Raw genomic sequence first — 13362 nt, 5'->3', positions numbered from 1 at the left:
TAGGAGCGGGCTTGCCCGCGAAAAGGCCAGTGGCCTCAGCGAAGATTCAAACCCCAGGCGCCGTCGGCACCAAGGTCTGCGAACGCTTGCGGTTCATCACGAAGTACGCCAGGTAGCACAGGGCAATGAAGCCAAAGCCCCAGTACAGCGACGGCCTCTGCGTTTCATCCAGTGCCAGGAACACGAACAGCGAGCTGCACAGGGTGATGCACAGCAGCGGGATCAGTGGGTACAGAGGCGCGCGGTACTTGATGTCCTCGAGCTTGCCGCCCTCGCGCAGGAACGTACGGCGGAAGCGGTATTGCGCCAGGGCGATGACGATCCAGGTCACGGTCCCGGACATCCCGCTCACCGCCATCAGCACCATGAACAAGGTGTCGGCGGCAATGAAGCTGGTCATCAGCGACACCAGGGCAAAGCACAGGGTGATGCTCAGCGCACGCAGCGGTACACCGCGCGAGCTCAGTGGCGACAGGCTTTTCGGTGCCATGCCGCTCTTGGACATGGCCCAGAGGATGCGCGTGGACGCGTACAGCCCGGAGTTGCCCACCGAGAGAATGGCGGTAAGGATGACGAAGTTCATCAGGTCGGCCGCGTACGGGATGCCGACCATGTCGAACACCTGCACGAACGGGCTTTCCATCAGCCCGGCCTGCTGCCACGGCACGATGGCCGACAGTACCGCGATGGCCAGCACGTAGAAGATCAGTACGCGGAACACCACGTTGCGCACCGCCCTTGGAATGCTCTTTTCCGGCTGGTCGGTCTCGCCTGCCGCCACCCCCATGATCTCGCAGCCCTGGAAGGCGTAGACCACGGTCATCATCACCGCGAATACCGCTGGCAGCCCGTTGGGGAACAGCGAGTCGCCAACCAGGTTGTCGAGCATCGGCGCCGGTGCGCCGCTGGTCAGCGGGATGGCGCCGAAGATGACCAGGATGCCGACGATGATAAAGCCCAGGATCGCCGCCACCTTCACCCCCGAGAACCAATATTCGGCCTCACCGAACGCCCGGGTGGCCAGGGCGTTGAGACCGAACAGCACGGCAACGAACAGCGCCGACCAGTACCAGATCGGCACCTCGGGGAACCAACGGGTCATCAGCATGCCGGCGGCGGTGAACTCCAGGCCCACGGTGGTGGCCCAGCTCATCCAGTACACCCAGCCGATCATGAAGCCCGTGGCCGGGCCGATGTATTTCGTCGCATGGGCCTGGAACGAGCCCGATACCGGCATCTGCACCGAGAGCTCACCCAGGCAGACCATCACCAGGTACATCAGCAAGCCTGCCACCAGGTAAGCCAGGATTGCGCCCATCGGGCCACCCTGGTTGATGGTCACCCCGGAGCCCATGAACAGGCCGGTGCCGATCACGCCGCCCAACGACAACATGAAGATATGCCGGCTCTTGAGCGCGCGAGTGAGGTGGATGCCTTTGCGTTCGGAGGGCTCAGACATGACGCACCTCCACAATAATGGCGTTGGGCTGAGCTTTGGGACCTTTCATTATTCTTATCTCCAATAAGCCTGACGGACCGCGAACCACACGGTTGTCCTGGATTATTGGAAAGCGATGTAAGCGGACGTTGAAGCTGAAGATCGAAGATGTAAAAAGTCGTAAGAATTATGTACGACCGCTCTGCATCAGCCGTTCCAGCAACCTGCGTGCCTCGTCCAGTGCCCTCTGCAGGGGCTGCTCCAACCCTTGAAGCGCCGGGGCGTCCAGCGCCACCGCCACGGCCTCGACACGCCGCAACGTCGTGGCCAACCCGCACAACCCCAGCGAATCGCTGCTGCCGGCCAGGCGATGGGCCAGGTCCGCAGCCTGGGTGCAATCGCCGAGCCGCAGTGCATCGAGCAATGCCCCGCGTTGCTCGTCTAGCCCTTGGCGCAACACAGCCAACAGCCCCTGGACTTTCTGCTCCCCCAGCAACTGGCGATGGGTCTGCAGCAGGGCCAGGTCGAGGGCGGTGTCCGGGGCGGTCACTGTCGGCAGCGGCTCGACCTGCGCCAGTGCACGACGCAGGCTGTCCAGGCGCAACGGCTTGGCCAGCACCCCCTGCATCCCGGCTTCCAGGTAGCCGCGTACCACGGCCGGTTGCACGCCCGCCGTCAGGGCCAGGATTCGCGTCTGCCGATTCGGCCCGGCGCCAGCACGCAGTTGCCGGCACAAATCGACACCGCTCATGCCCGGCAGGTGCACATCCAGCAGCAGCAGGTCGAAGGGTCGTTGCGCGCAGACCGCCAGCGCCTGCGTCGCATCCTCGGCGAAGCTGACACGGTGCCCGTCACGCTCGAGCAAGCCGCCCGCCACCTCGCGGTTGAGCGCCACATCCTCGACCACCAGGATCTCGAGGGCAGGCGAAAGCCCCTGGCTGGCGGACTCGGCGGCAACGTCGCGGCCCGCGGGCAGCTCCACCTCGAACCAGAAGCAACTGCCCTGACCTTCGCGGCTGTCCACGCCGATCCGACCGCCCAGGCGTCCGATCAGGTGCTTGCAGATCGCAAGCCCCAATCCTGTGCCGCCGTAACGCCTAGCCACGGTTTCGCTGGCCTGGGTAAAACGCTCGAAGATCCGCGCCTGCATCGCCGGGGCGATGCCGATACCGTCATCGCTGACCTGCACCCGCACCCACTGGCGCTGCGCCTGCAGCACTTGCACCTCAAGGCTGACCCGCCCGCCTTCGGTGAACTTGATCGCGTTGGCCAGCAGGTTGCTCAGCACCTGGCGCAAGTACTGCTCGGCACCGAACTGATGCGCAGCCAGCCGGGTATCGACATGGCAGTCCAGCTCGGTGCCATTGGCCGTGGCGCGGGGTTCGAGCAGCGTCAGCACCTCGTCGCAGAGCCGGCGCAAGGAGAAGTCCACAGGTTCGGGATGGCTTTCGCCCTCTTCCAGGCGGGCAAAGAACAACACCTCGTTGAGGATCGCCGACAAGCCCTCGCCCGCCTTGTACAGCGCCTCCAGACGCCTGCTTGCCTGAGGGTCGAGGCTGCTGCCACGCAGCAACTCGGCCATGCCGAGAATACCGTTGAGCGGGGTGCGCAACTCATGGCTCATGGTCGCCAGGAAGCGCGACTTGGCCAGGTTCGCCGCCTCCGCCTCATCCTTGGCACGCGCCAGGCTTTCGGTGCGCCGCTCGACCATGGCTTGCAACTCGTCACGTTTGCCCTGCAAGGCCAGGCGGTCCTGCTCGCGACGCTCGATATCGCTCAGGATCGCCCGGCGCATGTCGTCCAGGGCATGGGCCACGGTATCGATCTCGTCCACCCGGGCCGAGCGGCGCTTGTCCAGGCGCAGCGGCTCCTGCCAGTGGCCTGCAGCGACACGCCGGGCGAACTCGGCCATCACCTGCAGATGGCGCGTGACCAAGCGATAGAACAACCCCGACAGCGCCACGGCCAAACCGCAGAGAAACACGCTCATCCACAGCAGGCTGGTCAGCCCGGTGGCGAACAGGCGCTGGTGCACCGCGCCCAGGTCGATGCTCACCTCCAGCGTGCCAAGGTGCCTCGTCGGCCCGGTGGGCGGCTGGAAATCCAGGGCGAAGCGCTCGATGCGCAGCGGCCCCGCAGGTTCTGGCTGGCCTTGCAGCAGCTGGAAGTCGCTACTGTCCAGCCGCACCCGTGCCACATCGGAGAAGTCCACCAGCCCGCGCAACTGCACGTTGAGCTGCTCCTGGTCCAGGTCCCACAGGCTGCGCTCCAGGCTCGCCAGGTAACCGGCGCGGATCAGTTCCATGCGCGCGTCGATATCGCGCATCTCGCGGCGGTACTCGAAATACAGCTGCACGGCGCTGGCCAGCACGGTGAAGCACAGGCTGAACAGCAGGATGAACAGCAGCAGGCGGCGCAGCAGGCCATCGGCACGCAGGCGGATCATCGTGCAGCTGCCGGTTGCGCGATCATGTCGCGGTAGGTCACTTCGCTCTGATGCAGCCAGTTGTCGATCTCGCCGCGCTCGGTCATTTGCTGCAACTGCGCGTCGATCTCGTCCATGCGCAGGCTCAAGGGGCTATGGCGCGAGACTGCGACACGCAGGTAGTCGACACTCAGCGCCGCAGGCAGGGCCTGGATATCGCCCGCACCGGGCAGGTGCTCGACGAACAGCTCGCCCGTGCGCCGCTCCTGGATCACGAAATCGATGCGCCCGCGAATCAACTTGCCAAAATTCTGCTGGCTGGACGACACCCATTCGATGTTCTGGTGACGGGCAACGAAACGGTCGAAGGCCGGGCCGTAGCTTTCGCCGAACAGCAGCCCGCCGCGATAGCGGGCAAGATCGTCGAGCCGCTCGAAACGTACCGGCCGCTTGCGGTTGACGAACACCGCGACCTCCTCGCGCAGCACCGGCACACGGGAGAAGCGCATGCCTTGGTCACGTTGCTCGCTGCTGTAGGCCAGCACCACATCCACCCGCCCTTCGGCCGCGTCCAGCAGGCAGCGCTTCCAGTTGCCCAGCACCACGATCTGCACCTCCAGCCCCAGGCGTGCGAACAACTCGCGCACCACCGTCGGCGCCAGGCCCCGCACCTGCTTGCCATCACTCCAGGATACCGGCGGGTACACCGGATAGTCGCAATAGCGCACCGGCTGCCCGGCGAACGCCGGCAGGCTCAACAACCACAGGCCCAGGCAGCACAGGCCGCGCATGATCTCAGGCCGCCACGCTGGCGGTGAACAGATAGCCGGTGCCGTGGATGGTGATGATCAGTTGCGGTTCGGCCGGGTCGTCGTGCAACTTGCGCCGCAGACGGCCGACCAGCACGTCGATGGAACGGTCGTTGGGCACCCATTCGCGGTTGCGGATCTGGTCCATCAACTGGTCGCGGCTGAGGGTATGGCCGCTGTTGCGCAGGAACACGCTGAGGAGTTGGAACTCGCCATGGGTCAGCAGGGTTTCACCGCCCTGCGGGTCGATCAACCGGCGCCGGTCGCTGTCCAGCGCCCAGTCGGCGAACTGCTTGAGGCAAGGGCTGGCGATGGCGCCAGGGCGGCTTGCCTGGGCGTGGCGCACACGGCGGATCAGGTTCTTGGCCCGCGACACCAGTTCGCGCGGGTTGAGCGGCTTGATCACGTAGTCGTCGGCGCCGCATTCAAGGCCGACGATGCGGTCGATATCATCGTTGCGTCCGGTGATCAGGATGATGCCGACTTCCGAGCGCACCCGCAGCTCGCGGGTCAGGGTCAGGCCGTCCTTGCCCGGCAGGCGGATGTCGAGCATGACCAGGTCCACCGGCTGGCTGGCCAGGCAGCGCTCGGCCTCTTCGGCAGTGTCGGCGCAGCGTACGTCGTAGCCTTCCCGCGAGAGATAGGCCTGCAACAGGTCACGAATGAGCGGATCGTCGTCGACGACCAGTACCCGAGGTGTCATTGCGTGTGGTCTCTTCTTTGATGTTGTTCTGAAACCCGCGCCAGCAGCCTACCCGGTACTGAACGACCGATCAACAGCCTCCCGGCAGGCTGAAGCGTCGACGCCCACCCGCCTGCAGGCCATCGACCCAGGCCTCGCAGATCTGCACGCCCTGCTCCGGGGTGAAGGTGTTGGGGTTGAGCCCCGACTCAAGCCACAGGCCATCGAGCAAGGCGCTCAGGCTGATCGCGGCGAGGTCCGCGTCGAAGGCCTGCCAGCCCTCCTGCGCTGCCAGCGCCGCCAGCAGCGCGGCCAGTTCGTTGCGGTATTCGGAATAGGAATGGTCGTGCGCCTGGTTGATCGCTTCGGCGGTCTTCACCGCTCCCCAGAAGGCCAGCCAGGCGTCGAGCAACTGCGGGTCGAGCAACTCGGCGCAGAACGATCCGCGAAAGAACGCCGACAGGCGCTCGCGGGCATTGGGTGCGGCCTGGGCCATGGCCTCGCGCAGCAGGCCCATGACCCGCCCGGTCACGGCCCGGTAGGCCTCGGCGACCAGTTCGTCCTTGCCCGAATAGTGATGGCTGATCAGCCCCACCGACACGCCCGCCTCGGCGGAAATCTTGCGGATCGACGCGCCCTGGAAGCCATCGCGCTTGAGGCAGGCCAGGGTCGCCTGGACCAGGATGGCCTTGCGTTCTTCGGGCGCCATGCGGTTGTAGCGGGCTTCCTGGGTCATGCGGATTCTCGTCGCGGCGGGTTGGGCTGAACGACTGTACAACAAGGCGCAGCGCGTGATAAACCCTGTGCTCCGGCCAATAACAAGAATGCCTGCCATGTCCGACCTGATCACCTGCGCCCTCGACCAGGGTTTGCTGACCCTGACCTTCAACCGCCTCGACAAGCTCAACGCGCTCAACAACGCGATGTACAGCGAACTGGACCGCCATCTGCAGGCGGCCAGCGAGGACCCGGCCGTCGAGGTGATCCTGCTGACCGGCGGTGCGACCTGCTTCAGCGCTGGCAATGACCTGCGCGACTTTCTCGACAACCCTCCACGTGATCTGGACAGCCCGGTGTTTCGCATGATGCGCACCGTGCTGGCACTGGACAAGCCGCTGCTCGCCGCCGCCAACGGGCCCGCCATCGGCATCGGCTGCACCCTGCTGCTGCACTGCGACCAGGTGCTGGTCAGCCGCTCGGCGAAACTGCGCATGCCCTTCGCCCCCCTGGGTGTATGCCCGGAATTCGGCTCGAGCCTGCTGCTGCCACGTCTGCTCGGGCATCAAAGGGCGGCGCGGCTGCTGCTGGCCAACGAGTTGCTCAGCGGCGAACAGGCACTGGCCTGGGGCCTGGCCAACGAGCTGCATGACGACGGCGAACAGTGCCTGGCGGCCGCGGTAGCGCTCGCCAGGCGCTTGCAAGCCATGCCCCAGCAGGCCCTGCGGATCAGCAAACGCCTGCTCAAGGATGGACAGCGCCGGGAACTGGAGGAGACCGTAAAACGGGAGGCGGCATTGTTCATCGAACGCCTGGCCAGCGAGCAAGCCCGCGCGGCGTTGCAGGCGTTGGTGTAGGAGCAGGCTGCACCCGATAGAAGCATTTCACCACCAGTCAGCACCTCCGGCAGCCGGGTGCCGAGCGTCGAGTTCGCCGCCCAGGTGACCACGCCCTTGCAACGCTACTTCGGCGCGCTGGTGTACGTCGGCACCCATCACATGGCGTTGCAGGCCTTGCAGGACGGGCGCGTCGATGCCGCCTTCGTCGCCAGCGCGCGCCGACGCCTACCTGGCCAGCCACGCCGAGTACGCCGGGCTAGAGCGAATGATGAACGCGGCACTGGAGCCACGCTGAAAGATTCAACTTTCACCAACGTCCGGTGTCCAACTAGTGACAACACATTCATTGCGGAGGTTATTCATGGCGATTCGCGCCACCTTGCTGATTCCCTGTCTGGCCTTGACCCTGGGCGCCTGTGTCGGCGCTTCGCCAGATAAACCGCCACCCAAGACCATGCCCGTCAATCTCGAGCAGTACCAGGGCAAATGGTACGAACTGGCACGCCTGCCGATGTTCTTCCAGCGTGACTGCGTGCAGTCCGAGGCCAATTACCAACTGCGCGAAGATGGCCAGGTCGATGTCACCAACCGCTGCCGTGACGAAGACGGCGATTGGCAGCAGGCGACCGGCATCGCCCAACTGCAGCAACCCGGCCAGACCGACAAGCTGTGGGTGAGGTTCGACAACTGGTTCAGCAAACTGGCGCCCGATACCGCCAAGGGCGAATACTGGGTGCTGTACCACGATCCGGACTACCGCGTGGCCGTGGTCGGCCACCCGAATCGCGAGTACCTGTGGCTGCTGTCACGCACCCCGACAGTGAGCGAACGCACACGCAACCAGTTGCTCGAAGTCGCTCGCCAGCGCGGCTACGACACCCGCGAACTGATCTGGCGCCAGCCCGACTGAGGCCTGCGGCTCAGCGCAGGTCCTGGGTCACCTGTCCGACCGCCTGCACCACGCGGCGTGCGCCTTCCTGAATGTCAGTGATGGCGCTGCCCGCCTGGCCTGCGAGGGTCAGCCCGACCCCGGCCTGCTCGCGGCTGTTTTCGATCTCCACCACTGCCTGATCGGCCAGTTGCTGGTTACGCGCCACCACCGCGACGATCTCTTCGGTCGCCGCGCTGGTGCGCGCTGCAAGCTGGCGCACCTCATCGGCGACCACGGCAAACCCACGCCCCTGCTCGCCCGCGCGGGCCGCTTCGATGGCAGCGTTGAGCGCCAGCAAGTTGGTCTGCGAGGCGATGCTGCCGATGGTCTGCACGATCGAACTGATGACCACCGACTGCTTGCCCAGCGCCTCGATGGTGCTCGAGGCGCTGTGCATCTGATCGGCCACCGCCTGCATCGTCTGCACCGCTTCCTGCACCACGCTCGCCCCCTCGCGGGCACTGACGTCGGTGTTGCGCGACACCTCCAGGGCCATTTGCGCAGCGCGGCGGATATCCTGCTCCTTGCGCACCTGGTCGGTGATCACCGAGGCGAACTTGATCACCCGGCTGATCTTGCCCTCGGCGTCGTAGACCGGGTTGTAGCTGGCCTCCAGCCAGACTTCCTGCCCACGGCTGTCCAGTCGGCGGAAGCGCCCAGCGACATAGCGCCCGCTGTTGAGGGTCTTCCAGAACTCCGTGTAGGCCGGTGTCGCCGCTTCATCGGCCGGACAGAACAGGCGGTGATGCTGGCCGAGCACGCGCTCCAGCGAATAGCCCATGGCCTCGAGAAACCGTTCGTTGGCCGTGACGATGTTGCCGCTCAGGTCGAACTGGATGATCGCCGTCGAGCGGAACAGCGCGTCGATGAAGGCTGTGTTCTCAAGGCGCTGACCGACCTCGGCGGACACCTCGCTGCCGTAGCCCTGCACATAGTCCAGGCGTCCGTCCTCGCCGCGCACTGGCAACCACTTCAGGCGTAGCCAGACCATGTGGCCGTCGGCGCGCAGGAAACGATAGTCGTCGGCCACCGGCTCCAGCCGTGATATGGCCTGGGTGAACTGCCGGTAGCAGGGCAAGGTTGTCACGTAGCCGGGGACGATATCGCTCAGCGGCCGCCCGATCAGCGCCCTCGAGGGTTGTGCAAGCGCGGCGGCGCATGCTTCGTTGCAGGCGATGATTCTCAGGTTGGCATCCAGACGCAGGGCCAGGCTGCCTTGCTCCAGTTGCTCGAGCACCGCACGCAGGCGTTTGACCTCGGCCTCGCTTGCCGCGAGCCGAGCTTTGATTTTTCGATCGAACATGGGACACCTTGCGAACAGTTGTGTGGTAAAGCACTCACGCATCCTGCAAGCCAGCTTCCCTGGTGGCCGTCAGGCCCCGGATTCCGTGGGCCCGTCACTTTCAAACGAGAATGTGATGCAGCATCTCAGGAAAGACCGAGAGCCGCTATCAAAGTGCTATTAGCCGTTACAAAATAACGTTCTGATCCGATGAACGGTTGTGTGACGTTGGGGTTGGCTGGAGGGATTCGTGGGGGCGGACAGGTGTTCGCCCCCACACAACCCCCTCGAAAGAAATAGCGCCTACACCCCCCGCGCCACCTGCCACAGCCGTGCGATATCCCCCGCCCGCGCCTCGAGCAGCGTCCCGGCCTCGGCACAAGCGCGCTCGAGCGTCATCGGCCCGCTGGTCACGGCGAACGCGGCATCGATGCCGTGGGCATACAACGCCTCGTAGCCCTCCCCCAGGGTGCCGGCAATCACCACCACCGGCACACCATGACGCTTGGCCACGCGGGCCACGCCCATCGGGGTCTTGCCGCGCAGGGTCTGGGCATCGAAACGTCCTTCGCCGGTGATCACCAGGTCCGCGCCCTGCACCAGCCCGTCCAGCCCAGCGAGCTCCGCCACCACTTCAACCCCGGGACGAAAACGCGCGCCCATGAACGCCTTGGCCGCAAAGCCCATGCCGCCGGCCGCACCGCAACCAGGAAACTCACGCACATCCTCCCCCAGCAACTGCGCGCAGTGGTCGGCAAAGTGCCCCAGGGCCTGGTCCAGCAGCAGCACCTGCTCAGGCGTGGCGCCCTTCTGCGGGCCGAAGATCGCCGAGGCGCCGTTGGGGCCGCACAAGGGGTTGTCGACATCCGCCGCCACCTCGAACTGTACCTCGGCCAGACGTGGGTCGAGGTCGCTGGCGTCGATGCGTGCCAGTTGCGCCAGGGCCAAGCCGCCCTCGGCCAGTGCCTGGCCTTCGCTGTCCAGCAACCGCAGCCCCAGCGCCCGCAGCATGCCGCTGCCCGCGTCGTTGGTGGCGCTGCCGCCGATGGCCAGCACGATACGCTGCGCACCTGCCGCCAGGGCTGCGGCAATCAGCTCCCCGGTGCCCCAGGTGCTGCTGCGGCAGGCATCGCGCTCACCGCTGGGCAGCAACTGGATGCCACTGGCCTGGGCCATCTCGATCACGGCGGTACGGCTCTGCGCCAGCCAGCCCCAGCTCGCCTCCACTGGCGCCCCCAGCGGACCGCGCACCACCTGGCGGCGCTGCTCGCCCTCGGTGGCCGCGACGATCGCCTCCATGGTGCCCTCACCGCCATCGGCCATCGGGCACTCGACACGCTCGGCCTCGGGCCAGACCCTGGCCAGCCCGGCGCTGATCGCCCGGGCGACACCGGCGGCATCGAGGCTGTCCTTGAACGAATCGGGGGCGATGACGATTTTCATGGGGAATCTTCTGGTCCTGTTAGCCCGCATGCTGACAGCTGCGAGCCAGAGCGGCCTCGGTCGGATGCACAAAACGTCCGAGCGGTTGTTTGGGCAAATGCCTTCGCCCGGCTCCCCAGGCTCACTCGGCAGGCAGCAGTTGCAAGCCCAGGTACAGGCTCAGCATCCCCTCCAGACGCAGCGGATCCACCTCGCCCAGTTCAGCGATACGCTCCAGTCGATAACGCAGGCTGTTGCGATGAATCCCCAAGGCATCGGCGCACGCCTGGCTTTGTCCGTCATGGGCGCACCAGGCGCGCAGGGTGGCGAGCAATTGCCCGCTGGCATCCTTGGCGCGGATGCGTTGCAGCGGTTCGAGCAATTCGTCCAGGGCGTCGTCATTGCGATGACGCCAGAGCAACGCCGGCAAGCGGTAGCGCGACAAACTCAGCACGCGCTCGCCGGGCACTATCTCGCGGCCATAGGCCAACAAGTCGCGGACCCGGCGATAACCTCGTCGCAACTGCTCCAGGCTCTGCGCCACGCTGCCCAGGGCCAGGCGCTGGACCTGCCAGCCATGGCGCTGCAAGCGTTCGATCAGGCGCACCTCGTCCAGCGCCACGGTTGCCGGGCGGCACCAGAGCAGCGATTGACGCGCCGGGCTGACGCACCAGCTGTCCGGATAACGGCTGCTCAGCCAGGCCGACAGCACTTCGCCCGGTGGGCCGCCCTCCAGCTCGAACAGGCAAGGCACCCGCGCCAGTTGCGGCTTGAGCCCCAGTTGCCGGGCTTCGTCCACCAGCCGGGGTGAATCGCCACTGCCGCCCAGCAGCAGCGCCAATAGATCGTCGCAGCGCTGCCGGCGCCACTGCTGTTCGACCTGCAGGTGACGCTGGGCCAGGAGCATCTCGGCGGTCATGCGTACCAGCTCGCCATAGGTGCGCAGTTGCTGCGGATCGCCGGTCAGGCCGAGCACGCCGATCAGTCGGTCGTCGAGCATCAACGGCAGGTTCACCCCCGGCTGCACGCCCTTGAGGCACTTGGCCGCCTCGCTGTCGAGCTCGACGATACGCCCATTGGCCAGGACCAGTTGTGCCCCCTCATGACGAGTGTTGATGCGCTCTGGCTCGCCGCTGCCCAGGATCAGGCCCTGGCTGTCCATGACATTGACGTTGCACGGCAGGATCGCCATCGCCCGGTCGACGATATCCTGGGCCAGGTCGTGGTCTAGCTCGAACATGTGGGTTCCTTGCAGTGGCAGACTTTGTTCCGCAGCACAGCCGTGCGTGCCCTACGCTGTGCAAAAGCACAAAGACAGCGGCGCCCTGCTCGCCGAGACTCGTTTCAGGCGAGCGCCGGGACAGGCGCCGCGTGACAACCATAACAACAGAGAATTTCATCATGGCACACAGCCCTGCCCCTGACCAAGGCCAAGACCCCAGCCGCAATGCGCTGTACCGGCGCATCACCCTGCGGTTGATCCCGTTCATTTTCATCTGCTACCTGTTCAACTACCTGGACCGCGTCAACGTCGGTTTCGCCAAGCTGCAGATGCTCGACGCACTGAAGTTCAGCGAGACCATCTACGGCCTGGGCGCCGGGATCTTCTTCATCGGCTACGTGCTCTGCGGCCTGCCCAGCAACCTGGCGCTCAACCGCTTCGGCCCCCGGCGCTGGATCGCGGTGATGATGATCGCCTGGGGCACGCTCTCGACCTGCCTGCTGTTCGTCACCACACCGATGGAGTTCTACGTGCTGCGCCTGTTCACCGGCGCCGCCGAAGCCGGGTTCTTCCCCGGCGTGGTCCTGTATCTCTCGCGCTGGTTCCCGGCTGATCGGCGCGGGCGCATCATGGCCCTGTTCATGTCGGCGATCCCGGTCTCGGGCCTGCTCGGCGGGCCGTTCTCCGGCTGGATTCTCGACCACTTCGCCGCAGGCCAGCACGGCCTGGCGGGCTGGCAGTGGATGTTCCTGATCCAGGGCTTGCCGACCGTGGCGCTGGGCATACTCGCGGTGTTCCTGCTCAGCGACGGCTATCAGAAGGCCGCCTGGCTGTCGGACAGCGAGCGCCAACTGATCGCCAGGGACCTCGCCGCCGATGCCGCGAGCAAGCCGAGCACCACCGGCGACAGCGTGCTGGCCGTACTGACCAACCCACTGATCTGGACCTTCGGCTTCGTCTACTTCTGCATCCAGAGCGGTGTCTATGCGATCAACTTCTGGCTGCCCTCGATCATCAAGAACCTGGGCTTCGACAGCCCGTTGCTGATCGGCTGGCTGAGTGCGATCCCCTACCTGCTGGCCGGGGTGTTCATGATCCTGGTCGGCCGCTCGGCAGACCTGCGCAACGAACGCCGCTGGCATCTGGTGGTGCCCATGCTGATGGGCGCCATCGGCCTGCTGATCGCGGTCAACTTCGCCAGCAACCCGACCGTGGCCATCCTGGGCCTGTCCATCGCCACCATGGGCGCACTGACTGGCCTGCCGATGTTCTGGCCGATGCCGACCGCGCTGCTCAGCGCCAGTGCCGCTGTCGCGGGCCTGGCGATCATCAACTCGGTGGGCCAGATGGCCGGCTTCCTGAGCCCGTATCTGGTGGGCTTCATCAAGGACCAGACCGGCTCGACGGACGCGGCGCTGTACTCGCTGGCGGGTGTGATCGTGCTGGGCAGCCTGGTGGCCCTGCGCGTGTCGCGCGCCGGGGCACTGAACGCCGCACGGGCCAACTGAGGCCTGCGGGCCGCGTGCATCAAGGCTGCTGGAACTGCCCCAGGTACCGTTCCAGCACCGCCTTGTCACCGCTGCCATCGCCCGCCA

The 13362-nt window shown here is 65.9% G+C and carries 11 protein-coding genes and 1 pseudogene; 4 read left to right on the top strand and 8 right to left on the bottom strand.

The features are described from left to right. Positions 1–46: 46 nt before the first annotated feature. The 5 genes from HU729_RS22740 to HU729_RS22720 all read right to left on the bottom strand — a co-directional run bounded on the left by HU729_RS22740 (position 47) and on the right by HU729_RS22720 (position 6090). Positions 47–1459 carry an amino acid permease gene (locus HU729_RS22740; protein ID WP_186665258.1) on the bottom strand — a complete coding sequence of 471 codons (1413 nt, stop codon included), beginning with the start codon at positions 1457–1459 and terminating at the stop codon, positions 47–49. 166 nt (positions 1460–1625) lie between these two features. Further along, entirely contained in the window at positions 1626–3884 is a 2259-nt protein-coding gene (locus HU729_RS22735) for an ATP-binding protein (RefSeq protein WP_186711619.1), read from the bottom strand. Beyond that, positions 3881–4654 carry a transporter substrate-binding domain-containing protein gene (locus tag HU729_RS22730; protein WP_186665260.1) on the bottom strand — a complete coding sequence of 258 codons (774 nt, stop codon included), beginning with the start codon at positions 4652–4654 and terminating at the stop codon, positions 3881–3883. Before HU729_RS22730 ends, HU729_RS22735 begins: the two co-directional genes overlap by 4 nt. Positions 4655–4658: 4 nt before the next feature. Beyond that, positions 4659–5375: a response regulator gene (locus HU729_RS22725; RefSeq protein WP_186711618.1), complete on the bottom strand. Its 717-nt coding sequence runs from the start codon at positions 5373–5375 to the stop codon at positions 4659–4661. 70 nt (positions 5376–5445) lie between these two features. Further along, entirely contained in the window at positions 5446–6090 is a 645-nt protein-coding gene (locus tag HU729_RS22720; RefSeq protein ID WP_186711617.1) for a TetR family transcriptional regulator C-terminal domain-containing protein, read from the bottom strand. A 97-nt stretch (positions 6091–6187) separates the two neighbouring features. On the opposite strand from HU729_RS22720, the gene HU729_RS22715 reads away from it, so the two are divergent. From HU729_RS22715 to HU729_RS22705, 3 genes and pseudogenes are all read left to right on the top strand, one after another. Next, complete coding sequence (locus HU729_RS22715) at positions 6188–6928, top strand: enoyl-CoA hydratase-related protein (protein ID WP_186711616.1); 741 nt, start codon at positions 6188–6190, stop codon at positions 6926–6928. A gap of 57 nt (positions 6929–6985) precedes the next feature. Next, a pseudogene (locus HU729_RS26070) lies at positions 6986–7066 on the top strand (hypothetical protein); the annotation flags it as partial. A gap of 205 nt (positions 7067–7271) precedes the next feature. Further along, positions 7272–7820: a lipocalin family protein gene (locus HU729_RS22705; protein ID WP_186711615.1), complete on the top strand. Its 549-nt coding sequence runs from the start codon at positions 7272–7274 to the stop codon at positions 7818–7820. 10 nt (positions 7821–7830) lie between these two features. On the opposite strand, the gene HU729_RS22700 is transcribed toward HU729_RS22705, so the two are convergent. From HU729_RS22700 to HU729_RS22690, 3 genes are all read right to left on the bottom strand, one after another. Continuing rightward, positions 7831–9144 (bottom strand): PAS domain-containing methyl-accepting chemotaxis protein, encoded by a 1314-nt coding sequence (locus tag HU729_RS22700; protein WP_186711614.1) that lies wholly within the window; start codon positions 9142–9144, stop codon positions 7831–7833. A gap of 282 nt (positions 9145–9426) precedes the next feature. Beyond that, the gene (locus tag HU729_RS22695; RefSeq protein WP_186711613.1) at positions 9427–10566 is read right to left on the bottom strand and encodes a glycerate kinase; all 1140 of its coding nucleotides are present in this window, start codon (positions 10564–10566) and stop codon (positions 9427–9429) included. 121 nt (positions 10567–10687) lie between these two features. Then, on the bottom strand, positions 10688–11785 hold the full coding sequence (locus HU729_RS22690) for a sugar diacid recognition domain-containing protein (protein ID WP_186665274.1): 1098 nt from the start codon (positions 11783–11785) through the stop codon (positions 10688–10690). A gap of 161 nt (positions 11786–11946) precedes the next feature. On the opposite strand from HU729_RS22690, the gene HU729_RS22685 reads away from it, so the two are divergent. Continuing rightward, on the top strand, positions 11947–13275 hold the full coding sequence (locus tag HU729_RS22685; protein ID WP_186711612.1) for an MFS transporter: 1329 nt from the start codon (positions 11947–11949) through the stop codon (positions 13273–13275). The last annotated feature ends 87 nt before the right edge of the window (positions 13276–13362 follow it).

It is taken from the genome of Pseudomonas sp. RW10S2, from assembly GCF_014268985.1.
Classification (GTDB): domain Bacteria; phylum Pseudomonadota; class Gammaproteobacteria; order Pseudomonadales; family Pseudomonadaceae; genus Aquipseudomonas; species Aquipseudomonas wayambapalatensis.
Note: the sequence above shows the minus strand (reverse complement) of the source record. Positions and strands in the feature narration are given on the sequence as shown.